This window comes from Maritalea sp., assembly GCF_051251695.1.
Lineage (GTDB): Bacteria > Pseudomonadota > Alphaproteobacteria > Rhizobiales > Devosiaceae > Maritalea.
The window spans coordinates 70,467-97,057 of record NZ_JBPOEU010000005.1 but is presented as its reverse complement, the minus strand read 5'-3'; the positions used below and the strand labels follow the sequence as shown (position 1 = coordinate 97,057).

Genomic DNA, 26,591 nt, shown 5'->3' with positions numbered 1-26,591 from the left:
TTTTCGTCTCGATTAACGAGAGTAGAATTCCACAACCAAGTTTGGTTCCATTTGAACCGGATATGGCACATCTGACAATGTTGGGACGCGTGTGATTGTTGCAGTCATTTTTTCATGGCTGTAATCAACATAATCGGGCACATCGCGCTCAGCCAATTGTGTTGCTTCCAACACAAATGCAAGCTGCTTTGATTTCTCGCGAATTTCAACAACATCACCAACGTTCAAACGGTAAGATGGAATGTTCACCTTTTTGCCGTTAACAAGAACATGGCCGTGGTTCACAAACTGACGTGCCGCAAAAACGGTAGCAACAAATTTGGCACGGTATACAACCGCATCCAAACGACGCTCCAAAAGACCAATCAGCAATTCACCTGTATCACCGCGTTGGCGTGTAGCTTCGCCATAAACACGTTTGAATGATTTTTCGGTAAGGTTGCCGTAATAGCCTTTTAGCTTTTGCTTAGCGCGCAATTGTAGACCGAAATCGCTCAATTTACCTTTACGGCGTTGGCCGTGCTGGCCTGGGCCATATTCACGACGGTTTACTGGGCTCTTAGGGCGACCCCAGATGTTTTCGCCGAGGCGACGGTCAATTTTATACTTCTGCGAATGGCGTTTTGTCATCGCTTGTCCTTTTCATTTTCTCTTTAAAGACAGCGCCCTCCTTTGATTTGCTAAACCTTTGATTCAACAAATCCGACAGACTGTGCGAAAAACACTTCAAGCCGTTTCCGGCTGGCCAAATCACTTTGACCAATATGAAAACCGACAGTCTCGGGTGCCCTTGATCAACCCATGGATTCATCAAGTGGTGCGGATTTAGACCGCCCTGCCCGTGAAGTCAATGATTATCAGCGGTTTTGGCCCATATTCAGCGTCATTTTTTACCCAACAAATCAGGCCGTCAAAATATTTTTTGCCTCCTATTGCATTTTCCTGTTGCCATTCCGATTTGGTGTGGTACTACTGTAGCACACTAAGTGAGTGAGACACATGAAGCAATGGAATGAAACACAGCCGATCTTTATTCAAATCAGAACACGTATTGGCGCGCTGATCTTGAATAAAACAGCAAAAGAGGACGAAGCACTGCCATCCGTTCGGCAGATCGCGACGGACCTTTCAGTCAATCCACTAACCGTCACCAAAGCCTATCAATCTCTTGTTGAATTGGGCGTCGTAGAAAAAAGAAGAGGTTTGGGCATGTTTGTTGCACAAGGGGCGCGAGAAATTTTGCTAAAGCACGAACGCGAAAAATTTCTGACCGAAGAATGGCCACGCATCGTCATCCAAATCAAGGCACTCGACCTTGACCTAAAAGAATTATTGAAAGAAGGGGCATAATAATGAGTAACCCTACTCCCCTGGTTAAAGCCAACGGACTGCGTAAAGGCTTTGGCAAACAAGAAATCCTACACGGGTTGGATTTTGAAATTCAGCCGGGCCGTATTGTGGGTCTAATTGGTCACAATGGTGCCGGTAAAACAACAACATTGAACGCACTTTTAGGTCTCACTTCATTTGAAGGCGAAATCACCGTCTTGGGCAAAAACCCATACGCAGAGCGCGCTGCATTGATGAATGAAGTTGCATTCATCTCAGATGTTGCGAGCCTGCCACGTTTCTTCCGCGTTCGCGAACTCTTCGACATGCTCGACGACATACATCCAAATTTTTCGAGGGAAAAAGCAAATGGATTTCTTCACGGAACAGACATACGCGCTGACGCAAAGATTAAAAATCTATCAAAAGGTATGGTCGCTCAGTTGCACCTTGCTATCGTCATGGCGATCGATGCTCGGCTTCTAGTCTTGGATGAGCCAACACTTGGCTTGGACATCACCTACCGCAAGCGTTTTTATAAAAGACTGCTTGAAGACTATATGAACGAAGACCGCACGCTCCTCATCACCACCCACCAAGTGGATGAAATCGAGTTTATGCTGACGGACCTAATGTTTATCCGAGACGGACATTTGGTGCTCGACAGCCCCATGGAAGATGTGGGTGAGCGCTACGCTCAACTTGTTGTTGGACCTGATAATTTGGCAGAAGCGAAAAAGCTCAAACCAATTTTTGAGGAAAGCAAATTCGGACAAGACATCCTGATATTTGATGGTGTTGATGCCGACAAACTAGACGCGTTGGGCCAAGTCAGTATCCCAACAGTTTCAGACCTATTCGTGGCGCTCATGCAACGCGAGACCGCTCACCAAGGAGAAATGATATGAGATCTTGGGTCGCACTCGTTAAACGAGAATTTCTAGAACACCGTGGTGCATTTTTATTCGCACCAGCCATCATTACACTAGTTGTAACAATCGTACTTGCCGTCTCGGTTATATTCAACCAAACCGGCATTGCAGCTGAAACTGAAATGCCGCTCGGCCTAAAACTCTATGAAGCCATGTATATGGGCATATTCGCGGCGTGGGCTTTTTACTTTTTCATCGCGCTGTTTTTCTATTTTTCTGATGCATTCCATGCAGACCGTCGAAACAACTCCATGTTGTTTTGGAAATCCATGCCAAAAACTGACTTGGAAATTCTAAGCTCCAAGGTCGTCGCAGGTTATACAATCATGCCTTTGGCGATTGGTGTCTGGATCATGGTGACCGGCCTTATTGGGTTTGTTTTTGCTAACGTAATCGGCATGCTCACAATATTCTACACAGCACCAGGTCCGCTTGAAGCGCTAAATAGCTACATGCAAATCACCATTGCCGGTGCCGTCTATTTGCTCATTGCTTTGTTCTGGTACGCCCCAATTATCGGCTGGGCAGCATTCTTGGGCACATTGTTTAAACGTTGGAGTATGCCGCTATTCTTCGTCATCCCAGGTTTGGCTGTACTGCTTGAACGCGTGATCAATATTCGTGACCTTGCCTATGAAAGCCAAATCCTAAAATTCATCCTGTTCCGCTTGGAAATGATTGGTGAAGAGCCTAATGATTTCGATCCAGAAGTATGGATTTTTAACCCGAACTCAGTTTCTGCGCTCGAACTTATCCAGTACGGAATTTCGCAAGTTGACTGGCTACAGATGGCTATCGGTGTCGCGATGTTGGCAGGTTTTGTTTACCTCGCCTCAGAATATCGCCGCCGCATAACTGACGCCTAATCGGCAACCAGTTCAAATCTAGAGGACGCCCTATTCGGCGTCCTTTTTTTGTTGGTATTTGGATTGATCCCGTTTTGGATTTTCACGTTCATGCCGCCGGTCCAGCGCCGCCACAACACCGCGAAAAGTTCTGACTTCCTGAATATTCATTTGCGCGCGGGCAAACATTGCCCGCATATTCGCCACCATCGATGGGCGCTTACCCGGCGTTTTAAAGAAATTCACCCGGTCCAGCGCACCTTCAAGGTGCTCCATCAAACCAATCAGGTCCTGTCGGGTCGCAGGCTGCCCCACATCTCCGTTAAATGGCAAATCACCAGCCCCATCAAACGCCCGTCGCCATTCATAGGCGAGAACCAACACCGCCTGAGCGATGTTCAGGGATGCAAATGCGGGTTCAACCGGCAAAGTGACGATTTTATCGCAAAGCGCGACCTCGTCATTATTTAGGCCCCACCGCTCACGACCAAACAGAATGCCAATTTTTTCATTGTTCTTGATTGGCGAAACCATTTCATCAGCGGCCATATCAGGACCAATAACTGGCTTATACATATCTCGCGAACGGGCGGTCGTTGCATAACAACGGGTTAAATCAGCAATCGCGTCCTCAACAGTGTCGAACACCTGAACACGATCAATCACATGGTTCGCTTTTGCTGCAGCAGAACGCGCCTTCTCGCTGGGCCAGCCGTCCCGTGGGTTAACAAGGCGCATGTCCCACAAACCAAAATTCGCCATCGCGCGCGCAGCGGTGCCAATATTTTCGCCCAATTGCGGCTCACATAATATGATCGCCGGGCCAGGTTTTAGGTCCAAGCCTTTTGTGCTGTCTGTGCCTGCCAATTTATCGCTCCATTCATTGGTCGAGATGAATGGGGCAATCGGGATAAAAGATCAAGCCAATTGATTATTTGGCGAGTTCTAGCCACTCTCGTTGCAAAATGGCGTAAATCAGCAACTCGTCCCATTCGCCCTTAAAGAGCGCTTGTTCTTTAAAGTGCGCTTCCCGCCGCATACCGAGCTTCTCCATCAATTTCCATGACGATGTGTTCACCGCTGAACATTTTGCTTCAATTCTGTGCAAGTTGGCCTCTTTGAACGCGGCATCCATAAGGGCGGAGGCAGCCTCGAACGCATAGCCCTTACCTTGAAATCTGGGGTTAAACACATAGCCAATTTCACCTTGCCGGGCTTCAACATTCCTAGAAAACAACAGCAGTTCACCCATCATCTCGCCGGTTTCTTTGAGTTCGACATGCAGGAATAACGGAAGCCCTTCAGGGGTAAATTCAGTGAACCCCATTCGTCGCTCCATAGAAGCTTCAATTTCTTGCCGACTACGAGGCTCGTATGGCAAATATCGGCAAACATCCGCGTCCTGGCTATATTCCATCAACGCGTCGACATCATCCAGTTGTGGCAAACGCAGAACCAAACGTTCGGTTTCAATTGGCAGTTGGATCGGTAAATTCATTTATTCAAATATCCACGTTCAGTTTTATGTTGCATCAACGCCAATTGCTCGGCAAGCTGAGCATATGAGTAACCAAGAGATCGAAACATCTTGCGCGTGTGGCGCAATAAAAATAAAAATTTCCGGTGAGCCGCGCACCACAATGTTGTGCGCGTGCAAAGACTGTCAAAAGGCAAGTGGCACCGGCCATACGGCCCTCGCCCTTTATCCCGATGAGATTACTCAAATTTCTGGGGAAACCAAGTCCTTTTCTGTGGTCGCCGACAGTGGCTCTAATGTGCAACGTCATTTTTGCCCCAATTGCGGCACGCCTATTTTTGGGGTAACCGACCGCGTGCCTGGCCACAAACTATTGCCAGCCGGATTGCTCTCCGACACCGACGTTTCTTACCAACCAAATTCGATGATTTTTGCGCAAACCCTCAAAAATTGGGACTTTGTGCATCCGCAATTGCCACAGTTTCAAAAGTACAAAGAGAAGTAGATATACCTGATGCTAAAAACCGGCCAATGCTTGTGCGGCGCTGTAACGTTTGAAGTTGAAGCTGACCCCGTTAGGATGGCGCAATGTCATTGCAACGCCTGTCGAAGAGCAACCGGTACGGGACATGTTGTGCATGCCTTCTTTAAGAAAGGTGACGTTAAAATTTCAGGCACAACGAAATCCCACAAATCCGTTTCAGATTCGGGTAACACCCGCACCCGACATTTTTGCCCGGAATGTGGCTCACGTCTGTTCGCAGAAAATGCCAAAACACCGGGAGCCATTGGCGTATCAGTGGGGGCATTCGACGAGTCTGACTGGTTCAAGCCAGAAGTTATTCTGTATAATTCCTTGCGCAAGAAATGGGACATAATCGACGAGAAAATCGAAAAGCATGAGTTTATGTAAATGACCGAAGAACGCGAAGCCCTAGCCACCCGCATCCGGCAGGTGATTGGCGAAGACCCCAACGTAACAGAAAAGAATATGTTCGGCGGCATCGCCTTTATGCTCAATGGCAATATGCTAGTCGGGCCCCACAAAGACGGCACCCTAATGGCCCGCGTCGGCCCAGACCGTTATGAAGAAGCACTGGCCCGCCCCGGTGCCAGCGTTATGGATTTTACGGGCAAGGTGATGAAGGGCTTTGTGCATGTGGCGCCCGACGCCATTGATGACGACAAATCACTCGCAAATTGGATAGCCTTGGCGACAGAGTTTGTTGGCGCTCTGCCGCCGAAATAGAGCTATAAACCAGCGTTACACTTCACCATCATATTCGCCGCGTGCGGGATAGTTGTTGGCAATCGCAAAATCCAGCGCACCGAGCAGTTCTTTGAAATTTGGACGCACAAACGGCATCGTTTGCACAATACTGAAATAAAGCGATTGATCCGGCGAAACCAGAAACACGCCCGGCTCTGAAAACAAGTCAGGTTCTTCAACACCAATCGACGTTTTCCCCCGCGAAGTTGAGATGAAAAGCCCCCAGTCTTTAGCGTCGGCCAGCGAAACGCCATAACCAAACCGCAAATTCTTACTTTCGATCTTGTCGGCCATCATGCGCGTCCGGTCTTCTTTGTCCGAACTAATGGCAACGATATTTACGCCACGTTCTGCAAATTCAGGCACCAACCGATCTAGCTCGGTAAGATATTTTGCGCAAATAGGACAATGATAACCGCGATAAAAACACACCAACGTGCCGCGCTCGCCTTTTTCTGCCTCAAGGTCAAATTGTCCATGATCTAGCGTTGCAACGCTCAGGTTCGGCGTTTTCTGTCTCGGCATCAACATATCTATCTCCTTACAAGTGTTGCACTTCGAAAGTGTTCCACTTTCCAAGTGTTGCATCCAGCAATAGCAGACGATAAAGTCGCATTGGTCTTAATTTTCCAACCAAAGAGCCGAAATGTCCAAACTTGACCGCTTAAGTTCCTTGCTTGATCACTTTCGCCTGCGTGCAGAACCAGTGCCCCTATCCGCCTCCAACCTTGCAGCGTTTCATGATCGCGACACAAAGCAAAAATTGCTGGAATTCACCCCACGCAATAAGGGCATTGATCCGAAAGGCCGCGAAATCTTGTTTTCGCTCCATATTGATTTTGGCAGCGAAACCAATCCTTTGCGCACAGCTCTTCCCCATCAGGTGTTAGAACATATTGTGGCCGATGACGATCTGGAAAATCTCATTTCCCTGTTGTCCCTAGAGCACAACGCGAACCGCTGCGGGTCTGGTGCCGTGCTGAGCCGTTTGGGTGAGGTTTTGGTTGTGCGCATTTTACGCCTGCAAATTGACCGGGGTGCCACAACACCTGGGCTTTTGGCAGGCTTAGCAAACCCACGCATTAGCACCGCAATTGTAGCCATGCATGAAAAACCCGGCAAGCCTTGGCAAAATGCCGATTTGGCTGCGGTTGCTGGCCTATCACACAGCCGATTTAAACAATTATTCTCGTCCCTTGTGGGCGAAACACCTGCCGGATACCTGCGACGATGGCGGCTTATGCTTGCCCGAATGGACATAGAAAGAGGCGAGCGCGTAGATCGCGTTGCAAACCGATATGGCTATAAAGCACCCGATGCATTTTCACGCGCCTATCGAAAGCAATTTGGCACCCGTCCAAAAGTAACGGCAATCGCTACGCGGTAAACCTCACCTTACCGATATAGGGCAAATTACGATTTCGTTGTGCATAATCAATGCCATAGCCAACCACAAATTCATCCGGAATTTCAAAGCCAGTCCAAGTCGCTTTAACATCAACTTCACGGCGGGTAGGCTTGTCGAGCAACGCACAAACTTCAAGTCTCTTGGGTTTGCGCGAATTCAGCATACCCAAAACGTGGGTCAGCGTGTGCCCAGTATCAACGATGTCCTCAACAACCAGCACATCACGGCCTTCAATCTCACCACGTAGGTCTTTTAAAATACGAACCTCACGGGACGATTCTGTGCTGTTGCCGTAAGATGAGGCCTCTAAAAAATCAACCTCGACAGGCAATTCGAGTTCGCGAACCAAATCAGAAATGAACACAAATGAGCCACGCAACAGACCAACAACAATCAGTTTGTCGGTACCCGCAAATGTATGCTCGATTTCCGACGCCAACGCTTCAACCCGCGCCGCAATGGATTTGGCAGAGATCATCTGATCAATGACGTAATTTGAATGGTCCATGGTGCCCCTCTTACTCAAAAAGAGCTTAGCAGAGCAACTCGATAAGTCACCAACCTAGACAAACGATCCACAACCAGATTGCCGTCCCATTGGCCGGTTAAAAACTGATCCCGGCGCATGGCCGGGATGGTGCGGGGGCTATCGCTTTAAGTGACAGCCCACCCCCGAATATTTCCCACCGTTCGACTTGGCATTGCATCACGCGCAAATCGTTCATTCTGCACAGCCCCACACTGGGCCGCCCCGCACTTGATGCGAGGTCCACTAACTTCTGCCGCACTTAGGAGACCTTACTAAAAATCAAACTGGCGTTAACCCCGCCAAACCCAAAGCCATTGGAAAGAACGTGCTTCACGTCCCATTCCGTTGGCTTGTTTGGCGACAGTTCAAACCTATCCGCTGCCGGGTCCGGGTCATCAATGTTCATCCCAGCAGGCACCACATTGTCACGAAGTGCCAAAATTGAATAGATCGCTTCAATGGCCCCAGCCGCACCCAACAAATGGCCAATCGACGATTTTGTCGAGGTGACAGGTAAATCTTTGCCCCGTCCGTCAAACACCGCCGAAATGCCTGCAATTTCAGCAGCATCACCCACAGGCGTCGAGGTACTATGCGCATTGATATAGCTGATATCCTTTGGCTCCAAATCGGCCATCCGAAGGGCCTGTTTCATCGCGCGTTGTCCGCCCTCACCGTCTGGTGAAGAAGCGGTCAAATGAAAGGCATCCCCTGTCGTGCCATATCCAGACACGATGGCTAAAGGCGTGGCACCACGTTTTTGTGCATGGCTTAAACGCTCAAGCACCAGCACTGCAGAGCCTTCAGACAAAACAAATCCCGCATGCCCTGTATCAAAGGGTCGCGACGCCCGCTCTGGTTCATCATTAAACGTGGTAACCAACGCTTTGGCCGCACCAAACCCACCGATGGAGACCGGATCGACACATGCCTCCGCGCCTCCACAAACTGCAACATCTGCTTCACCACTTAAAATCAAACGCATGCCATCGCCAATCGCTTGCGCAGATGCTGCACATGCGGTTACCGGCGCACCAATTGGCCCTTTGAGCTGATGCAAAATTGAAATGTGCCCTGCCGCGAGATTTGCGAGGAACGACGGCACAACGAATGGAGATAACCGACGTGGGCCACGCGTATCAATAACTCTGGTGGCAGCGGTCATTGCCGGAAACCCGCCAACGCCCGTCGCGATAATCGTAGCGCTACGCTCTTTTTCTTCGTCAGTTTGTGGTGCCCATCCAGCTTGCCCCAGCGCTTCATTGGCCGCCGCAATTCCATATTGAATAAAGATATCCATTTTTTTGATGTCTTTGGGCGTTATGTGGTCTTCTGCACTAAAGCCGTGAATATCATCGGCTTTGGCGGGCACTGTGCCCGCGATCTTTGCCCCAAATGGCTCCGTATCAAACCGGGTATGTCGAACAATACCGCTTTTGCCAGCCAGCAAGCGCTTCCAATTCACATCCACACCAACGCCCAATGGGGTGACTGCGCCCATGCCCGTTACAACGATTGGGTCTGCGCCCGCTCTCAAATGTGTCATTGTTAATCCCATCTTGATTTCAAATTTATTGCCAGCACACGACGTCAAAAATCAACGTCGCACGCCAACTCATTTCATTAGGCAGTAGAAATTCTCTCGCAAACACACAGTGTTACCGATAAAAATTGTATTCGCGCCATCATAAGACATCACCGCTAGAAAGTTCGGCCGTGATGCGGCGTAAAATATCCAGAGCTTGGCTAACCTCTTCCGGGCTCACGCGTTTAAAAGCGATATGCTGCGCCTCGCGCCAGTAAGGCGTCATCTCTGACATGAGGTTCATTCCCGCATCGGTCAACTCAACAACCCGCGCATTGCCCTTTTTCGCCCTTACAAGTTTCACCAGTCTCTTTTTTTCCAGCAGCGCCAAATTTCTCGTCAACGTCGTGCGCTCAATCGCTAAGAACTCAGCCAAAGCAGAAACCGAATTGTGATCGGTACCCACGAGCGAGGCCATCAACGAAAATTGCTCGGTGGAAACATCAAACGCACGCATATGCTCTGCAAAGCGCCGGGTCATTACCCGAGCCGCAGCACGCGTATTTCGCAACAAGCATTTTTCAATTTCAGACTCCATATCAAAAAGGTAGTGTGTATCTACACAATGTCAAGACTATAGTCGCACCCCAATAGTTACCACCAAGCAATCCACCCAATTCATGACCAGCACTTTGCGTTTCTTCAATGTAGTGCTATAGGGGCTGCGAATGCCTGTACCCCACATACAGGCCTCCCCATTCAACCAACGCTTCGCGGAGTATCCCATGGACAAAATCAAGGTAGCGAACCCAATCGTCGAGCTAGACGGCGACGAGATGACACGGATCATCTGGCAGTTCATCAAAGACAAACTCATCCACCCTTATCTTGATGTGGATCTCCACTATTACGATTTGGGTATTGAAGCGCGTGACGCCACAGATGATCAAATCACTGTTGACGCAGCGAACGCGATCAAAAAACATGGCGTTGGCGTAAAATGCGCGACAATCACGCCAGACGAAGACCGGGTTGAAGAATTCGGCCTTAAGCGTATGTATCGCTCGCCAAACGGCACCATCCGTAACATCCTTGGTGGTGTTATTTTCCGCGAGCCTATCATTTGTAAAAACGTGCCGCGTTTGGTCCCAGGTTGGACACAGCCAATTATTGTTGGCCGTCATGCTTTTGGTGATCAGTACCGCGCCACAGATTTCAAATTCCCAGGCAAAGGCAAGCTATCCATCAAATTTGTTGGTGATGATGGCGCTGAAATCGAACATGAAGTGTTCGACGCGCCAAGTTCAGGCGTTGCTATGGCAATGTACAACTTGGATGATTCAATCAAAGACTTCGCCCGCGCTAGTTTGAACTACGCATTGCAACGCGGCGTGCCTTGCTACCTTTCAACCAAGAACACCATTTTGAAAGTCTATGACGGCCGCTTCAAAGATTTGTTCCAAGAAATCTTTGATGCAGAATTTGCTGATGCATATGCTGAAAAGAAAATCTGGTACGAACACCGCTTGATCGACGACATGGTTGCATCTGCTCTTAAGTGGTCTGGTGGCTATGTTTGGGCATGTAAAAACTATGATGGCGACGTTCAGTCAGACATCGTTGCGCAAGGCTTTGGATCTTTGGGTCTTATGACTTCTGTTTTGATGTCACCAGACGGCAAAACGGTTGAATCTGAAGCGGCACACGGCACAGTGACACGTCACTATCGCCAGCACCAAAAAGGTGAAGCAACGTCAACCAACTCAACGGCTTCAATCTTTGCATGGACTCGTGGCCTCGCCCACCGTGCGAAATTGGACGACAATGCTGCATTGGCTAAATTCGCCACGACGCTTGAAGAAACTGTGATCAACACAATTGAGAGCGGTGGCATGACAAAAGACTTGGCGCTACTTGTTGGCCCTGAGCAAGAATGGCTCACCACTATCGGCTTCCTAGAAGCGATTGACGCAAACTTGCAAAAAGCGATGAGCTAACCCTCATCCCTTTTTTGAAATGATAAAACCGTTCGTACATTGTGCGGGCGGTTTTTTTATTCCGGCAATAATCGTTTTTGCGCCAGTTCCTCAAAATCTTTTTTCAAATGAGGGTTTCGGCTAAGCAGCTGATTAAACTCGTGGGCATCTAGTTCCAACAAATCGCAAACTGTGTTGGTCTTTGCCCAAAGCTTATTAGAGTCTTTGGCCAACAAAGCCGTTTCGCCAAAATGATCGCCTGGCCCAAGCAACAAACTGCGACCGCCGGTTTTGACTTGAACCTCACCTACAACCACAAAAAACATAGCATCCGTAACATCACCATCTCGAACAATTGTCGTGCCGCGACTAACATGGCGTGATTTCAGTATGTTCATAATTTCCGCAATCTCAGCTGCCTCCAACTGCGCGAACATCGGGACTTTTGAAAGCATGTTCCACGTCACAACAAAGTTGCGTTGATTGACTTCCATGGCAAACCCGGAGGACAAAATGCCAACTGGTAAAGCAAAAACCCCAACACCAAAAATCATCACTAAGCCAGCAAACAACTTCCCATAGGGTGTAATCGGCGTCACGTCGCCATATCCAATGGTGGTCAGCGTCGCCATCGCCCACCACATGGCTGATGGAATGTCGCCAAACTGTTCTGGCTGTGCGCTACCTTCAATCGCATACATGCCAGATGCAGAAACCAACATCAGCGCAATCAAAATCAATAAAACACCAGTTAGTGAGCGCGCCTCTCTGCGTAAAACCCGACCAAACAATTGGAAAGCGGAAGAGTATCGCGCAATGCGCAGGAACCGCAGCATACTCAGAACGCGTAAAATTCGCAGGTCCAATCCGTTTTGGAAGCTAAAGTAGAATGGCAATATGGCAACCAAATCTATAAGGGCCATCGGCGTGAGCATGTAGCGTAACCGCCCCCATAGCGGATGCCCATTGCGGCGCAATGGGTGCTCGACAGAAACCCAAACCCTTGCGACATATTCCAATGAAAATACAAAAATTGATCCGTAGAGGACAACGTCTAGCACCGCCCCGAATTGCGTACGAAAACTCTCCACCGTTCCCATTACAAAAGCAAAAGCATTGAGAAAAATTAGGGAAACGATGATCACATCGCTAATAGTAGATGCACGATCACCACCCGCCGACGGCTCCAAAATTTCAAATATTCTACGCCGCCAATATAAGATCCCAGTACGTTGCATCTATCCAACCTTGTTCATTCACGCCATTATGCAGATCAAACTGCTAACATCAGGTTGCTCGGCTAAGTCTTTCACCCGGTTACCGCTTCGCAGATATGAGGTAAGAGAATGCAAATTCAAAATGCCCAATGCCTATGTGGCGAAATTCAAATTGCGGCGAGCCAACTGCCGATCCACACAACAATCTGCCACTGTAAAATGTGTCAGCGCTCAACTGGCTCCGCATATCTACTTGAACCGATATTCATGCGCGAAAGCATAAAGACTGTCAGCGGCACTCCAAAAATCTACACGCACATTTCTGATCTCAGCAACTTGGCACTCAACATCAATTTCTGTGGAACTTGCGGCACAAAACTATTTCAAACATTCGAACGCTTCCCAGAAGTCGTCGGCGTTTTTGGCGGCACGTTTGATGATCCCGATTGGTATGCGCGAACAAAGGACAACGCGCGACATATCTTTACCAGGTCCGCGCTTAAGGGCGACATTTTACCCAGCGGTTTCCCATTATATGACCAGCACACATCCGACCCGACCACTGGGAAGAAGCACCAGCCCAACATTTTAACGGAACACACATTGGTCGAATAACCAATTTCAAGTGCGCCAAATCAACATTCTTCGAAAAACTGACGCTTGAAATCGCGCAAGGGACCGCCATATGAACATTTATAAGCAAGCATCATGAGCCACAAAGCGTTACGAGGAAATATGAAAAACCAAACAATTGCCGCTACCATCTCTGTTCCATTACTCATTGCAGGCATGGTTGTAGCCAACGCCGAAGAACGAAAATTATATGAGTTTTCCGGTTTTAGTTTTGTGGAAGTACATGAGGGTATCGACGTCAACATTGTCCAAGGCGATACATTTTCTGTAGAATCGATAGCCAACAAGCAAAGTCACCTTGATAAGCTAAAAATCACCCATCGAAGCGACAGGTTAATTATTGAGCAAAAGACCGACTGGAGCATTTTGGGTCTTCTTTCGATTGTAGACAATTGGAACAAAGAACTTCAGGTCAACGTCGTCATGCCTAAACTTGTTGAAGCAGAATCCAATTCTGGCTCCGACTTACATATCGAAGGGTTTAACGAGAAGCGGCTGACACTATCAGCAAAATCTGGATCAGACTTGGTCGCCAAAGGCCTAACTGTCGATCAATTGTATTTGGAGGGAGCAAGCGGGGCGAATTTAACCGCCGAAGGCACCTGTACTGAATTAAACGCTGAAGCTTCCTCAGGTGCAGATGTTTTGGCCAAGGCAGTGACCTGCGAAACGGGGCAAGTTGAAGTCTCAAGCGGCGCAGATATGAGCGTGACAATTTCAGGACATGTAAAAGCTGATGCTGTGGCTGGCGGCACGGTAACCGTCCAAGGGAATCCAAAGACCCAAGACATTGAAGAACAAGCAGGCGGCGATGTAATCATCGTGCGGTAAAGCCTCATATTTGCCCAATTCAATATTTAACCTCCCACAAAAGCAGTGTGGGAGGCTGAACTGAAAAAACGTATTCTATTTCCAGTTCTTGTCATCGCTGGCCTTTGGGCATGGAACAGTTCTCTGCTGGCGACGCCTCCAGAAAACCCGCAAGCAAAATTACTCAGCCATCGTGGGGTTCACCAAACTTTCAATCGAGAAAACCTGAAAAACGATACCTGCACCGCACAGCGTATCTATGAGCCAACCCACGACTATGTTGAAAATACCGTTCTCTCATCAAAAGAAGCGTTTCGCGTTGGCGCAAATGTCGTTGAAATCGACATCCACCTCACTAAAGACAACAAGTTTGCGGTTTTTCATGACTGGACTTTAGACTGTAGAACCAATGGCAACGGTCCTTTGCGCTCAAAAACCTTGGTCGAACTTCAACAGTTAGATGTTGGTTACGGTTACACCGCAGATGAAGGCGCAACATATCCACTGCGTGGTCTTTATGTCGGCGTAATGCCAGAGCTGGAGGTATTTTTAACTCGCTTCCCAGACCAAAAATTTCTGATCAATTTCAAAAGCAATGACCGAGCCGAAGGCGAGGCGTTAGTTCAGTTTTTCAACGAACGTCCCAATCTTAAAACCCAGCTATTTGGCGTTTATGGTGGCGCACGCCCAACCGATCTTGTGGTCAAAAACCTGCCGGGCACCAAGGGTTATACGAAACCTCAAATCAAAAACTGCTTGGTACAATATGCGGCCGTAGGCTGGTCTGGCTATGTGCCTGCGGAATGTCAAAAGAGTTTTGTTATCGTTCCGGCCAACTTCGCGTGGGCGCTTTGGGGATGGCCTAACCGTTTCCAACAACGAATGGCAGATGCAGGCTCGACAGTAATACTTTTGGGCACGACCAGCATCAACGCAATCGGATCAACCGGCATCGACGCGGTTGAGCAACTCGGCATGGTGCCAAAAGATTTTGATGGGTATGTATGGACCAATCGCATTGAATCAATTGGTCCATATTTCAAATCAGTCGCTGACTAGCCAGCAATCGCGGAACGAATTGCATCGATCGCCGCACTCGCTTTCGCCCCGTCAGGTCCACCGCCCTGCGCCATATCCGGACGACCTCCGCCGCCCTTGCCGCCAACGGCTTCAACGCCAACTTTGACAAAATCAACAGCGCTGAACTTGTCTTTCAAATCATCAGTAACCCCAACCGCGATCCCGGCTTTGCCATCCTCGGAAACACCGGCAATCGCAACAATACCAGACTTTATCTGGTCTTTGCCCTGATCAACCAGCCCACGCAATTCGCGAGTTGGGATACCCTCGACAACACGACCCACAAAGGCAATGCCGCCAATATCTTCTGGTCCGGCTTCGCCTTCAGCGCCACCACCCATCGCGAGTTTCTGGCGCGCTTCGGTTAGCTGTTTTTCAAGTTGCTTGCGCTCTTCAATCAATGCATCAACCCGAGCAGCTGCATCACGCGGCGCAACTTTTAAACGTTCAGCAATGTCTTTCACTGTTCGCTCTTGATCAGAAAGATAAGTGCGAGCGCCATCTGCTGTCAGCGCCTCAAGACGGCGAACGCCAGAGGCAACGGCGCTTTCTTGCACCACTTTCACCAAGCCAATTTCACCCGTGTGGCGCACATGTGTGCCCCCGCAAAGCTCCATCGAATAGGTTGAGCCAGCTTTGTCACCTTCGACGGCTGTACCCATGGAAACAACCCGAACCTCGTCACCGTACTTTTCGCCGAACAGTGCCATCGCGCCTGCTTCTCTCGCGTCATCAACACCCATCAGGCGGGTTTCAACAGGCGAGTTTTGCAAGATGATGGCGTTGGCAATCCGTTCGATATTGGCAATTTCTTCTTGGCTAACCGACTTGGTATGCGAAAAGTCAAACCGTAACCTGTCCGGCGCAACCAATGATCCTTTTTGGGCAACATGGGTGCCCAAAGTTTCACGCAATGCTTCATGCAACAGATGTGTCGCAGAGTGGTTTGCTCGGATAGCACCACGTCGTTTGGTATCTACGCGCAAGTCAACTGCATCACCGAGCTTGAGCGTGCCGGAATTGACTTTGATCGCGTGCGCAAACACTTTGCCCACATGTTTTGTCGTGTTGGTTATGTCAGCGTCAAAGGCCTCTGTTACCGCTTTCCCGCGGTCGCCAGTTTGGCCACCACTCTCTGCATAAAACGGAGTTTGATTGACAACCAAAAGACCTTCATCACCGGCATTCAACTCAGCGACCTGCGCGCCATCTTTTACAATTGCGGTGACTTCGCCTTCGGCACGTTCGTGCTCATATCCTAAAAATTCCGTGGTGCCTGCTTTGTCAGCAATTTCAAACCAAATCGTTTCGTTCGCCGCATCGCCGGAGCCGCTCCAATTGGCGCGTGCTTCTGCCTTTTGCGCTTGCATGGCCGCATCAAACCCGGCTTGGTCGACCTCAATGCCGCGTTGTCGCAATGCGTCTTGCGTCAAATCAAGCGGGAAACCATAAGTGTCGTAAAGTTTAAAGGCCGTTTGTCCCTCAAGCACATCGCCTTTAGCCAGCTCCGCGCTTTCATCTTCAAGGATAGAAAGCCCACGGCTAAGGGTTTTTAAGAAACGCTCTTCCTCTAACCGTACAGTTTCGGCGATCATCTGTTCACCCTGCACCAACTCGGGATAGGCCTGACCCATTTCACGCACCAGCGAAGGCACCACAGAGTGAATTACCGGCTTGTCAGTTCCCAACAAAGTCGCATGGCGCATCGCTCGGCGCATAATGCGGCGCAGCACGTAGCCTCGCCCTTCGTTGGAAGGCAGCACACCTTCGGCGATCAAAAATGACATGGAACGCAGATGATCAGCAATCACGCGGCGGCTTTGGTCACCTTTATCGCCAATATCAGTGTTGGTCGCATTTGCCACCGCACCAATAAGCGTTTTAAACATGTCTGTTTCATAATTGTCGTGCGTACCCTGAAGAAGCGCGGCAAAGCGTTCTAGGCCCATACCTGTATCAATGGAAGGGTTCGGCAAGTTGGTACGTTCACCACTCGCATGCTGCTCATATTGCATGAACACCAAGTTCCAGATCTCAATGAACCGGTCGCCATCTTCTTCTGCAGACCCAGGAGGACCCCCCCAAATATGGTCGCCATGATCATAAAAGATTTCTGAAGATGGCCCACATGGGCCAGTATCACCCATCGACCAAAAATTGTCAGCCGTCGCAATGCGGATAATTTTGTCGTCAGGCAGACCAGCGATCTTTTTCCAAAGGTCAAATGCCTCATCATCGTCGTGATAGACTGTCACCAGCAATTTATCGACAGGTAGTTGATATTCCTTGGTGATCAAGTTCCACGCCAATTCGATAGCGTTTTCCTTGAAGTAATCCCCGAATGAGAAGTTACCCATCATCTCAAAGAAAGTGTGGTGGCGCGCTGTAAAACCCACATTGTCCAAATCATTGTGCTTGCCACCAGCCCTCACGCACTTTTGAGCTGAGGTTGCTGTCGTGTAGGGGCGTTTTTCAAGACCGGTAAATACGTTTTTGAATGGCACCATACCCGAATTGGTAAACATCAGGGTCGGGTCATTCTGTGGCACCAAGGGTCCAGACGCAACTTCTGCGTGTCCATTTTGCTTGAAATAGTCGATGAACTTCGAGCGGATTTGGTTGACGCTACTCATAATGCCTGCCGGATGGTTGAGCGCCTCAAAACAGTTGAGGCTGTTGACGTTTTTGCCGTTTTACATGGCGCAATCCCCCATGTCTAGCTTGTCAAAGAAACGACATCAACAACAACAAACAAAAGCGCCGACCAAGGGCCGACGCTTTGCGTGAGGAATATTCTAAACAGGCGCAAAGTTGTATATAAAATGACAACTTAGTGCGTGTGTTTTACTTCTTGTCCACGTCAATCAGTGTTGGATCATCATCACTTTCAACGCTGAGCACTGGCTCCACCATATTGTCTGTCGAAAGCCCGGCGCTTTCGCGCACGCCTGCTTCTATTTCGAATGCGAGATGCGGGTTATCCTTTAGGAACTGCCGCGAGTTCTCCCGGCCCTGCCCCAAACGCTCACTATTATATGAGAACCAAGAGCCAGATTTCTCAACAATCCCGGCCTTCACACCCAAATCGAGCAACTCACCAGTTTTGGAAATGCCTTCGCCATACATGATGTCGAATTCGACTTGGCGGAAAGGCGGCGCGAGTTTGTTTTTCACAACCTTCACACGCGTCTGGTTACCAACAACTTCGTCACGATCTTTAATCGCACCAATGCGGCGGATGTCCAAACGAACTGAAGCATAAAATTTAAGCGCATTACCACCAGATGTCGTTTCAGGAGAACCGAACATCACACCGATTTTCATCCGGATTTGGTTGATGAACAGAACCATGGTTTTTGAGCGAGAAATAGACCCTGTCAATTTACGCATAGCTTGGCTCATCAAACGAGCTTGCAAGCCCGGAAGTGAATCACCCATTTCGCCTTCAAGTTCTGCTTTAGGCGTAAGCGCTGCAACAGAATCGATAACCAAAAGATCAATCGCACCAGACCGCACCAATGTGTCGGTAATTTCTAATGCCTGTTCACCGGTATCTGGCTGCGATATCAGTAATTCATCGATATTGACGCCAAGTTTGCGCGCATAAATCGGGTCAAGCGCATGTTCAGCATCAACGAAGGCACAAATGCCCCCGGCTTTTTGTGCTTCTGCAATAGCGTGAAGCGCCAAAGTGGTTTTACCTGAGCTTTCAGGGCCAAAAACCTCAACAATACGACCACGCGGCAAACCGCCAATGCCCAATGCAATATCGAGCCCCAAGGAGCCAGTCGGCACGGATTCAACTTCAATGGCTGAGTTCTCACCCAGCTTCATGATTGAACCCTTACCAAAATTCCGCTCGATCTGCGATAGTGCAGCTTCCAGCGCTTTGTTCTTATCCATAGAACCCCCCTCGACAACACGAAGTTGAGAATTAGCCATTACCTTCTCCTTATTCCAAAACCAACGTCGTCATGCAATGCGTCGGGACAATCTATTTCATTATTTTGTACTATATTTGTTCTCATATATCGAAAGAAATGTCAAGAGGCATAACTCATTGATATAGAATAACATATTTCCATTCATTCTATCTTTGTTCTTAGTTCTGGCAAGTTACTGGCTGAACATATGCGACTCGTCGCGAATGAAATCCATGAAGCAAACCCACTATTTGGCTTGAAACAACTAGAATCACCCTTATATGAGAACGATCATTCTAATAATTTATGGCGCAGGAACAGTATGAAAACTGAACGACTAAACGGATTAGGTTTGGCCAGATTTTTGGCCTTTGCGGGCATGGCAATCGTGAATTTCAAGGTCGTTATGCAAACGCCTGAGATCATATATTCTGGATTTTTGACTGAAGCGCTCATTTTGTTGGAGGGAAAAGCGGCGGCCGTTTTTGTTGTTTTAGCAGGTGTAGGCATCACACTTGCAGCGCGTAATTCAGCACAGCCCAGTTTTCAAATCACGATGCTAAAACGAGCGGTCTTTTTGCTGGCTATCGGCCTGATCAACTTGTCTATCTTTGATGCAGACATCATTCACTATTACGCATTTTATTTTGCACTCGGCATTTGGCTTTTGCCGCTTGGCACAATGTCGCTATTGGGCGTCACAGTTCTCATTATTCTGGCATTCCCTGCACTCAATCTCTTCCTCAACTATGACGTGGGATGGAACTGGAAAGACCTGAGCTATTCCGGGCTTTGGACATGGGAAGGTTTCATACGCAACCTTTTCTTCAATGGCTGGCATCCGATTGTCCCTTGGTTGGGTTTCTTCAGCTTCGGTGTGTTCCTAGCAAAAATTGATTTGTCGCTGCGCATTAACGCCATCCGTCTGACCGTCACGGGCATCATGTTTTTGGCGATAATCCCGATGATCAGCGTGCAGACCATATCCGTACTAACGCCAATTCTTGGTTCTGACCTGTCGCAAATGTTCGCGACAAGCCCCATTCCGCCCGGCCCGTTTTATATGTTGAATGGCATTGGTGCGGCGATGTTTGTGATCGGTGTTTGTCTATTGGTGCCCGAAGTTGCGTATAAAAATCCGCTCATGCGCACACTAAGCCAAACCGGACAGCAAACCCTCACGCTGTATTTTGCTCACATTTTGATCGGGATGAGCATCTTAGAAACGTTCAAGCTTACGGGCACCTCAAATCACGTGATGGCGCTCTGGTTTGCTCTTGAGTTTGTCGGACTGTCCGTGCTGTTCGTCTACTTTTGGCGCAAACGGTTTAAACGCGGCCCGTTGGAAGAATTGATGCGGCGCACGACGGGATAAGTAAAAACCAACAACTGTGGTGGCGGCTACTCGCCGGCACCACTCAATACGGTTTTTACTTTTTGCGCCAATTGTTTCAGCGAAAATGGCTTGGCTAGGAAATCAACGCTGCTATCGTCTTCAAGCCCCTTGCGAATGTTCTCTTCGGCATAACCGGAAACAAAAATCACCTTAATCTCAGGGTACCGCTCGCGCATATGGGTTAGTAATGTTGGGCCGTCCATTTCCGGCATCACCACGTCAGAAATCAACAATTCAACTTCGCCATCTATCTCTTCAAGCACCTCAAGGGCTTCGACACCACTATCCGCTTCATGCACCACATATCCCGCAGACGCCAACGCCCTAGAGGCAAATGCGCGGACGCTGTCCTCATCTTCAACGATAAGAATACGTTCTTTGCCCGTAAGGTCACGCACCACCTTAGGTTTAGCGGTCGGTTCATGCTCCACCACAGGTTCGGGTTTTTGCATATAACGCGGTAGGAATATTTTGAACGTCGTACCCATACCAACTTCGGTGTCGGCATAAATAAAGCCACCCGTTTGCTTCACAATTCCATAAACGGTGGAAAGACCTAGGCCGGTGCCTTTACCGATGTCTTTTGTGGTGAAAAACGGCTCAAAAATCTTTTCCAGCACTTCTTGTGGAATACCGGTTCCCGTATCGGCGACCTCGACCAACACATAGTCAGCCGCTGGCATACCCCGATAATCAAAGGTCGCGGCTTCTGCTTCTTCAACATTGCGCGTACGAATTTTAACGTCGCCACCTTCCGGCATCGCATCTCGGGCATTGACCACCAGGTTGATCACCACCTGTTCGAGCTGGATATGATCCGCCCGTACCGGCCAAATATGGGGCGCATGGTCAACTGAGAGGTTGATGCTATCGCCAATCAAACGTTTGAACAGCACCGTAAGATCATCAACCAAAAGCGATACTTCCAGCACTTCCAATCGCAATGTTTGGCGACGGGAAAACGCCAACAATTGACGCACTAAACCAGCTGCGCGATTTGCGTTTTGCTTGATTTCCATCGTGTCTTTAAACGAAGGATCATTTGGTCGTAAATTAAGCAGCAACAGATCGGAAAACCCGATCACCGCTGTTAGAATGTTGTTCAGATCGTGCGCAATACCGCCAGCAAGTTGGCCCACAGCCTGCATTTTCTGGCTCTGCGCAAATTGCTGCTCCAGCACCCGTTGCTCAGTAGTATCCAGCGCATAAACAATCACACGTTCATCACTGTCATCGCCATCCGCAATGCCGGTGACGTAAAGCCGCACGCTGCGATCTTCGTTGGCGGATAGGATCGTATCAACCGGCTCAATCAGCGCCTGATTAGATTTCGCAGCTTCCAGCGCCACAGAAAACTTAGCCTGTGTTTCAGGGCTCAATAAGGCTGTTAGAGGCAAACCCTCCGTAACTTTTTCGCCATGCTCATTGCCGAACGTGCGCATAAAGGGCGCGTTGGTGCGCACCACTTTTCCGTCACCATCAAGCCCAGCAATGGCGAATGGCGTATCGTTGAAGAATCTTGAAAACCGGACCTCAGCATTACGAAGCTCTTCAGATGCATCAACACCGGGTGACCGGTCGAGCACCAACGTTCGCGTTTCGCCCAAATCCCCTTCGGCAAGCCTTGCCGCACGGTGCAGCAATCGCACAGGCAAGTTGGTGCCATCACGTTTAACCAAATCAATATCAATGATTTCAGTTTTGATCTGCCCGTCACTTCGCCCCCCGAGCAGAAGCCCAGATCCATCGCCGCGAACAATTTCTGACAGACTTAGGGCGCCGACATCAAATTCGGCCAAATCATAGCCCAGCCAATTCGCTAATGTGGCATTGAGATATTGTAGTTTTCCGCGCCCATCAGTTGAAAAGAAACCAGCCGGTGCATGATCAAGATAATCGATCGCTTTTTGCAGCTCCAAAAAGATGCTTTCTTGCCGTTCTCTGTCGCGGGAAATGTCTTCAACTGACCATAAAACCAGTTTCTTGCCGTTCGTTCCGTCAACTTCAGGCAAACCATGCACAGACACGCGATACCAAACAGGGCCGTTCTTTGCCTCACCGATTGTCGGTCCATCAGTTAGCCGGATATCTTCAACCGCGCGACGGCCATCCTGTGCAGCGCGCGACAATCGATAGATCGCTTCGCTCGCTTCCGCAGCACTTGCGAAAAGCCGAGGCACGCTCACAACAGAATTCCGATCAAGGCCTGAAATCAGCTCGCCATAAGCGGCGTTCGCATAGATAATTCGGCCCTCACGGTCGGCAACAACCGCGCCATATTCCAAACTATCGACAATCGCACTTTGTAGCGCAGGTCCGTCATTTGTCTGCGAGAGTTTAAACAGTCCCGCCGCCAAACCGAACAAACAGAACACGCCAATTACCGCAAGAATGCCCAAAACCAATAAAAGCGTATCAGACGAAATCTGACTGCCATAAACCGAGTAGGTCACCGCAAGTCCGACAAAGAGAGCGGACAGCAAAATGACGCGTAAAACACCAGTCCCTCCAAGCCGTGCGCTTGTTGTAGGTTGTGGATAACTATCTTGTGTCAGCGGTGTCATGGACATTGACCTGCCCCTATTTGTTTTGCACTTCAACTTCGTGCTCATCTACGCCAGAATCGCGGTTTAGTTTTGTTCAAATAACATCATCAAACCAGCCCGATTCAAGCGACCTTTAAGACATTATTCATTAATTCACCGCTTAGCGCAGCAACTTTTCGCGTTTTCAGGATTTAAGTTTTTTGTGTCACGATTTGTTGGAGCTCCAAGATCGAGATTTACGCAACTGCATCACGTACCCAATGACTTGTGCCACGGCTTTAAAATGCTCTGCGGGAACCGGTTCTTCGATTTCAATGCTCGCATGTAAGGCGCGGGCCAAAGGTGGGTTTTCAACAATTGGAATTTCATGCTCGCCAGCAATTTCACGAATTTTTAGGGCAACAGCATCCATGCCTTTAGCCACACAAACCGGTGCTGGCATGCCTTGCTCGTATTTTAAGGCGATCGCATAGTGCGTCGGGTTGGTGATCACAACACTTGCTTCGGGCACTTCCGCCATCATGCGGGAACGTCCACGCTCGGCACGCAACTGACGGATTTTGGCTTTCACTTTAGGATCGCCTTCCATCTGTTTGTATTCGTCGCGCACTTCCTTGATGGTCATCTTTTGTTTTTCCCACCACTTGTTGCGCTGATAGAGAAAATCAAGGCCCGCAATTACAGTAAGAACCGCCAGCGTACCAAGAACGATCTTGATGCCCAGTTCCTGAAACACCGGCAAAATCATCGATGGATCTGCGGTGATGATCGTATCTAGCCGATCTCGCTCCGGCCACATCACCCAAAACATAATCAAAGAAACAATGGTCAGCTTAATAAGTCCCTTGCCAAAATTGACGAGGGCCTCACTTGAAAACAAACGCTTTGCCCCAGCGAGAGGCGAAACTTTGGAAAATTTCGGCTTTATCGGATCAAGCGACCAAACGGGCCGATGCTGTGCAAGGTTTGCAGCCAACGCGAAAAGCGCCATGATAAGCAGCGGTACAATCGCAACAATCAGCACGGTGCCGGAAAGGTTTTGCCAAAAGGTCGCAAATGCTGGACCACCGACTTCAACCAAGTCAGCATTGGCGAAAATAGTCTTTAGCTGCGCAGTCAGATTTGAAGCAGTAATCGGCGCCATCATCGAAAACACCAACGCTGTGCCCACCATCATGAACCAAGTCGTTACCTCTTGGCTTTTAGCGACGTCGCCTCGCTTGTGCGCATCTTCGAGCTTTTTGTCGGAGGGGTCCTCGGTTTTCTCGGACTTATCCGGTTGATCAGCCATAAATGCGCCCTACCCGATCAGCTTGAGCAAAAACTGCTCAATATGTTCCATGTACCAACTCATCATCATGGTGAGCAGGAATACAAACAGTAAAAGGCCAATACCAATATTTGCGGGCATGGCGATAAAGAAAACCTGCAATTGCGGCATTAGACGCGCAAGCAGGCCGAGGCCAAAGTAAAACACCAGCCCAAAAATAATAAACGGCGCGGCCATTTGCACCCCGACGACAAAACTACTCGCGATAACCCCAACTGCCATATCGGCAGCATCTTTGAGATCAAACCCGGCACCAGGCGCAAAAAGAGTGTAACTTTCATAAATCGCTGCCAGCACAAGATGGTGCAGATCCAGGGCAAATATTAAAGCAATGCCCAGAACAGCAATAAAATTACCAAAAATAGCGCCCTGCACACCGCCTTGCGTTGGATCTGCAGTTTGGGCAAACGAAAGGCCGGTTTGAAACGCGATGACGGTACCAGCTACCTGCGCGGCAGACATCAAGAGCCGCGTAACGCCGCCAATGATCAAGCCAACAGCGATCTCTGAAAACAACAGTGCAAGCGCCGGGTAAAACGTGACGGTTTGAGTTGGGTAGTTTTTCGAAATCAGCGGGTACATGATAAATGTAAATGTAAGGGCCACCGTCAGCCGCATACGCATGGGCATCCGTTGAGAACTGAACCCCGGCATCAACATCAACATTGTGCCCAGCCGTGCAAATATCAAAATGTAAATCAGGGCTGTTTGCGGGAGCCAGTCAATGCTCATGGTTTAACCACCTGAAATGATTAAATCAGCTATCCGATTCATATAGCCATCCATCATCGACCCCATAAAGGGGAGCAGTAAGATCATGGTGATGAAAATGGCCAAAATCTTTGGCACGAAGACCAATGTCATTTCTTGGATTTGCGTGAGCGCTTGAAACAGCGCAATCACAACGCCAACCACAAGACCAACAATCATCAAAGGTGATGAAACATAGATCAATGTCCAAATGCCGTCCTGTGCCACGTCGAGCACTTGTGCGCCGGTCATTTTTTAGTCTCCGCTTTCAACATGGAATGGCCGTTAAATCGGCATCCGCATTATCTCTTCATAGGCGCTGATTACCCGGTCACGAATCGTTACCATGGTTTCAAGCGCAACTTCAGTTTCCGAGATTGCGGTCACGACATCAACCACGCTGGCCTTTCCATCAACAAGATCCATTGCTTTTTGGTCGGTGGCTCGGCCAGTTTCAAGCACACTACCCATGGAATCAGCAACCAACTTGCTAAAGTCTTGCCCACCAGTTGTATCGTCCATGCCCATGCTTGGCGCAGATTTGGCAGCATGGTCCATAAGTTTAGTTGCGCTAGCATAGGCGTTAGACGCCGCTGAAAACGGTACGCTCATATTTATTCCCCAGTTTACTTTAAATGCTGGCCGTTCCGTTCCCCAACGAAATGACCAACGATTGGCTCTCCGCTATTGCGTGTTATCCACGCAAAATGTCCAACGTGCCGCCAAGCATCGCCCGCGACGTCGAAATTACATTCAAATTCGCTTCGTAGGTGCGCTGCGCTTCGCGCATATCCATCGTTTCAATCAGTGAATTCACATTCGGATAAAGCACATATCCGCGCTCGTTCGCTGCTGGATGACCCGGCTCATAGCGGCTTTGAAAGTCGCTCATGTCATAACCAACTTTGCCGATTTTGACTTCGTGCGCGGAAAGATCGCGATTATAAACGGCTTGAAACGTGGGTACACGACGACGATATGGATCTGCCCCCGGCTCCTTCGCCGCTGAACTGGAGTTCGCCATGTTCTCTGCGATAATGCGCATCCGCGCCGATTGAGCATGAAGGCCCGTCGCAGCAATTTTTAGCGAGTTCATGAAGTCAGTCATATTTTACTCCTCAGCCCGTTTGTTAAAACGCGCATTATGCCTTGCCCAAAGCTGTTCGAATGAGCTTGATCGAACGTTTGTATAGGACGGTGGCAGCCTGATATTCCATCTGGTTGCCGGCGACTTTCATCATTTCATCCTCAAGCACAACTCGGTTGCCCTCGGGGGTAATTTCAAAACTGTTCAGTTTGCGTTCGCCAAACTTACCGGCGCCCTGCCCCTCAACATTGAAATGCTGTGAGTTCGTCGATTTGGTGGTCACATTCGACATTTGCAAAGAGTTAACCTGATCAGAAAAAGCAAATGGCGTTAGATCACGACCCCGGTATCCCGGTGTTTCCGCGTTCGCAACATTCTCCGCCAGCAATGACTGGCGCGTCTGGTGCCATTTCATCTTTTGACTAAGCGCTTCAAACAGCGGTAACTTGGCAATCGACATATTCTCACCTTTCTACAGCTAGGCAGATATTGCCGCCCATTTGGTTAACGCCCTATTAACGATATCTT

General features: G+C 49.0%; 29 protein-coding genes. 12 read left to right on the top strand and 17 right to left on the bottom strand.

All coding sequences use genetic code 11. The features are described 5' to 3' along the window. Positions 1-12 precede the first annotated feature (12 nt). Positions 13-630, bottom strand: coding sequence for a 30S ribosomal protein S4 (gene rpsD / locus ACSHWX_RS03995; protein ID WP_435666896.1), 618 nt, complete (start codon positions 628-630; stop codon positions 13-15). A 369-nt stretch (positions 631-999) separates the two neighbouring features. Between rpsD and ACSHWX_RS03990 the strand changes: the two genes are divergently transcribed. Genes ACSHWX_RS03990 through ACSHWX_RS03980 form a run of 3 tightly spaced genes read left to right on the top strand, consistent with a single transcriptional unit; the run spans position 1,000 to position 3,127 of the window. Continuing rightward, complete coding sequence (locus ACSHWX_RS03990; RefSeq protein ID WP_435666895.1) at positions 1,000-1,350, top strand: GntR family transcriptional regulator; 351 nt, start codon at positions 1,000-1,002, stop codon at positions 1,348-1,350. A gap of 2 nt (positions 1,351-1,352) precedes the next feature. After that, on the top strand, positions 1,353-2,237 hold the full coding sequence (locus ACSHWX_RS03985; RefSeq protein ID WP_435666894.1) for an ABC transporter ATP-binding protein: 885 nt from the start codon (positions 1,353-1,355) through the stop codon (positions 2,235-2,237). After that, on the top strand, positions 2,234-3,127 hold the full coding sequence (locus ACSHWX_RS03980) for a hypothetical protein (RefSeq protein WP_435666893.1): 894 nt from the start codon (positions 2,234-2,236) through the stop codon (positions 3,125-3,127). The genes ACSHWX_RS03985 and ACSHWX_RS03980 overlap by 4 nt, the downstream gene beginning before the upstream one ends. 30 nt (positions 3,128-3,157) lie before the next feature. On the opposite strand, the gene ACSHWX_RS03975 is transcribed toward ACSHWX_RS03980, so the two are convergent. Together ACSHWX_RS03975 and ACSHWX_RS03970 are read right to left on the bottom strand one after the other, a co-directional pair. Then, the gene (locus tag ACSHWX_RS03975) at positions 3,158-3,973 is read right to left on the bottom strand and encodes an RNA methyltransferase (protein ID WP_435666892.1); all 816 of its coding nucleotides are present in this window, start codon (positions 3,971-3,973) and stop codon (positions 3,158-3,160) included. A 64-nt stretch (positions 3,974-4,037) separates the two neighbouring features. Then, positions 4,038-4,604 (bottom strand): GNAT family N-acetyltransferase, encoded by a 567-nt coding sequence (locus ACSHWX_RS03970; RefSeq protein ID WP_435666891.1) that lies wholly within the window; start codon positions 4,602-4,604, stop codon positions 4,038-4,040. 64 nt (positions 4,605-4,668) lie between these two features. Here ACSHWX_RS03970 and ACSHWX_RS03965 point away from each other — a divergent pair, with 64 nt between their 5' ends. The 3 genes from ACSHWX_RS03965 to ACSHWX_RS03955 are packed head-to-tail and all read left to right on the top strand — an operon-like array spanning position 4,669 to position 5,832. Next, positions 4,669-5,088 carry a GFA family protein gene (locus ACSHWX_RS03965; RefSeq protein WP_435666890.1) on the top strand — a complete coding sequence of 140 codons (420 nt, stop codon included), beginning with the start codon at positions 4,669-4,671 and terminating at the stop codon, positions 5,086-5,088. Positions 5,089-5,097: 9 nt separating this feature from the next. Next, positions 5,098-5,496: a GFA family protein gene (locus ACSHWX_RS03960; protein WP_435666889.1), complete on the top strand. Its 399-nt coding sequence runs from the start codon at positions 5,098-5,100 to the stop codon at positions 5,494-5,496. Next, the gene (locus tag ACSHWX_RS03955; protein ID WP_435666888.1) at positions 5,497-5,832 is read left to right on the top strand and encodes a TfoX/Sxy family protein; all 336 of its coding nucleotides are present in this window, start codon (positions 5,497-5,499) and stop codon (positions 5,830-5,832) included. A 15-nt stretch (positions 5,833-5,847) separates the two neighbouring features. On the opposite strand, the gene ACSHWX_RS03950 is transcribed toward ACSHWX_RS03955, so the two are convergent. After that, positions 5,848-6,384, bottom strand: a complete 537-nt coding sequence (locus tag ACSHWX_RS03950) for a peroxiredoxin-like family protein (RefSeq protein WP_435666887.1) — start codon at positions 6,382-6,384, stop codon at positions 5,848-5,850. A 115-nt stretch (positions 6,385-6,499) separates the two neighbouring features. On the opposite strand from ACSHWX_RS03950, the gene ACSHWX_RS03945 reads away from it, so the two are divergent. Beyond that, positions 6,500-7,240: an AraC family transcriptional regulator gene (locus tag ACSHWX_RS03945; RefSeq protein ID WP_435666886.1), complete on the top strand. Its 741-nt coding sequence runs from the start codon at positions 6,500-6,502 to the stop codon at positions 7,238-7,240. On the opposite strand, the gene hpt is transcribed toward ACSHWX_RS03945, so the two are convergent. The 3 genes from hpt to ACSHWX_RS03930 form a co-directional block, all read right to left on the bottom strand. Then, on the bottom strand, positions 7,230-7,769 hold the full coding sequence (gene hpt / locus ACSHWX_RS03940) for a hypoxanthine phosphoribosyltransferase (protein ID WP_435666885.1): 540 nt from the start codon (positions 7,767-7,769) through the stop codon (positions 7,230-7,232). The genes ACSHWX_RS03945 and hpt overlap by 11 nt on opposite strands. Positions 7,770-8,049: 280 nt before the next feature. Then, complete coding sequence (gene fabF, locus ACSHWX_RS03935) at positions 8,050-9,336, bottom strand: beta-ketoacyl-ACP synthase II (RefSeq protein ID WP_435666884.1); 1,287 nt, start codon at positions 9,334-9,336, stop codon at positions 8,050-8,052. Positions 9,337-9,475: 139 nt separating this feature from the next. Beyond that, positions 9,476-9,856, bottom strand: a complete 381-nt coding sequence (locus ACSHWX_RS03930; RefSeq protein WP_435666883.1) for a MarR family winged helix-turn-helix transcriptional regulator — start codon at positions 9,854-9,856, stop codon at positions 9,476-9,478. Between the two features lie 244 nt (positions 9,857-10,100). Here ACSHWX_RS03930 and ACSHWX_RS03925 point away from each other — a divergent pair, with 244 nt between their 5' ends. Continuing rightward, the gene (locus tag ACSHWX_RS03925) at positions 10,101-11,312 is read left to right on the top strand and encodes an NADP-dependent isocitrate dehydrogenase (protein ID WP_435666882.1); all 1,212 of its coding nucleotides are present in this window, start codon (positions 10,101-10,103) and stop codon (positions 11,310-11,312) included. Positions 11,313-11,368: 56 nt separating this feature from the next. On the opposite strand, the gene ACSHWX_RS03920 is transcribed toward ACSHWX_RS03925, so the two are convergent. Then, on the bottom strand, positions 11,369-12,529 hold the full coding sequence (locus tag ACSHWX_RS03920; protein ID WP_435666881.1) for a cyclic nucleotide-gated ion channel: 1,161 nt from the start codon (positions 12,527-12,529) through the stop codon (positions 11,369-11,371). Between the two features lie 108 nt (positions 12,530-12,637). Between ACSHWX_RS03920 and ACSHWX_RS03915 the strand changes: the two genes are divergently transcribed. The 3 genes from ACSHWX_RS03915 to ACSHWX_RS03905 all read left to right on the top strand — a co-directional run bounded on the left by ACSHWX_RS03915 (position 12,638) and on the right by ACSHWX_RS03905 (position 15,010). Next, positions 12,638-13,123 carry a GFA family protein gene (locus tag ACSHWX_RS03915; RefSeq protein WP_435666880.1) on the top strand — a complete coding sequence of 162 codons (486 nt, stop codon included), beginning with the start codon at positions 12,638-12,640 and terminating at the stop codon, positions 13,121-13,123. A 120-nt stretch (positions 13,124-13,243) separates the two neighbouring features. Next, a complete protein-coding gene (locus tag ACSHWX_RS03910) occupies positions 13,244-13,972 on the top strand; it encodes a head GIN domain-containing protein (RefSeq protein ID WP_435666879.1) in 729 nt (242 codons plus the stop codon). A 45-nt stretch (positions 13,973-14,017) separates the two neighbouring features. Then, positions 14,018-15,010 carry a glycerophosphodiester phosphodiesterase family protein gene (locus ACSHWX_RS03905; protein WP_435666878.1) on the top strand — a complete coding sequence of 331 codons (993 nt, stop codon included), beginning with the start codon at positions 14,018-14,020 and terminating at the stop codon, positions 15,008-15,010. On the opposite strand, the gene alaS is transcribed toward ACSHWX_RS03905, so the two are convergent. Next, on the bottom strand, positions 15,007-17,664 hold the full coding sequence (gene alaS / locus ACSHWX_RS03900; RefSeq protein WP_435666877.1) for an alanine--tRNA ligase: 2,658 nt from the start codon (positions 17,662-17,664) through the stop codon (positions 15,007-15,009). The two genes, ACSHWX_RS03905 and alaS, sit on opposite strands and share 4 nt — an antisense overlap. A gap of 211 nt (positions 17,665-17,875) precedes the next feature. After that, positions 17,876-18,973 (bottom strand): recombinase RecA, encoded by a 1,098-nt coding sequence (gene recA, locus ACSHWX_RS03895; RefSeq protein ID WP_435666876.1) that lies wholly within the window; start codon positions 18,971-18,973, stop codon positions 17,876-17,878. Positions 18,974-19,276: 303 nt separating this feature from the next. On the opposite strand from recA, the gene ACSHWX_RS03890 reads away from it, so the two are divergent. Then, a complete protein-coding gene (locus ACSHWX_RS03890; protein ID WP_435666875.1) occupies positions 19,277-20,329 on the top strand; it encodes a DUF418 domain-containing protein in 1,053 nt (350 codons plus the stop codon). A 26-nt stretch (positions 20,330-20,355) separates the two neighbouring features. Here the strand turns inward: ACSHWX_RS03890 and cckA are convergent, their stop codons facing one another. The 7 genes from cckA to flgB form a co-directional block, all read right to left on the bottom strand. Next, complete coding sequence (cckA, locus tag ACSHWX_RS03885) at positions 20,356-22,914, bottom strand: cell cycle histidine kinase CckA (protein ID WP_435666980.1); 2,559 nt, start codon at positions 22,912-22,914, stop codon at positions 20,356-20,358. A 187-nt stretch (positions 22,915-23,101) separates the two neighbouring features. After that, positions 23,102-24,187 (bottom strand): flagellar biosynthesis protein FlhB, encoded by a 1,086-nt coding sequence (gene flhB, locus ACSHWX_RS03880; RefSeq protein WP_435666874.1) that lies wholly within the window; start codon positions 24,185-24,187, stop codon positions 23,102-23,104. Positions 24,188-24,196: 9 nt separating this feature from the next. Further along, the gene (gene fliR, locus ACSHWX_RS03875) at positions 24,197-24,958 is read right to left on the bottom strand and encodes a flagellar biosynthetic protein FliR (RefSeq protein ID WP_435666873.1); all 762 of its coding nucleotides are present in this window, start codon (positions 24,956-24,958) and stop codon (positions 24,197-24,199) included. Between the two features lie 3 nt (positions 24,959-24,961). Further along, positions 24,962-25,228: a flagellar biosynthesis protein FliQ gene (gene fliQ / locus ACSHWX_RS03870; RefSeq protein WP_435666872.1), complete on the bottom strand. Its 267-nt coding sequence runs from the start codon at positions 25,226-25,228 to the stop codon at positions 24,962-24,964. A gap of 33 nt (positions 25,229-25,261) precedes the next feature. Continuing rightward, the gene (gene fliE, locus ACSHWX_RS03865) at positions 25,262-25,588 is read right to left on the bottom strand and encodes a flagellar hook-basal body complex protein FliE (RefSeq protein ID WP_435666871.1); all 327 of its coding nucleotides are present in this window, start codon (positions 25,586-25,588) and stop codon (positions 25,262-25,264) included. 82 nt (positions 25,589-25,670) lie between these two features. Beyond that, positions 25,671-26,084, bottom strand: coding sequence for a flagellar basal body rod protein FlgC (gene flgC / locus ACSHWX_RS03860; RefSeq protein ID WP_435666870.1), 414 nt, complete (start codon positions 26,082-26,084; stop codon positions 25,671-25,673). Positions 26,085-26,118: 34 nt separating this feature from the next. Next, positions 26,119-26,523, bottom strand: a complete 405-nt coding sequence (gene flgB, locus ACSHWX_RS03855) for a flagellar basal body rod protein FlgB (RefSeq protein WP_435666869.1) — start codon at positions 26,521-26,523, stop codon at positions 26,119-26,121. Positions 26,524-26,591 lie beyond the last annotated feature (68 nt).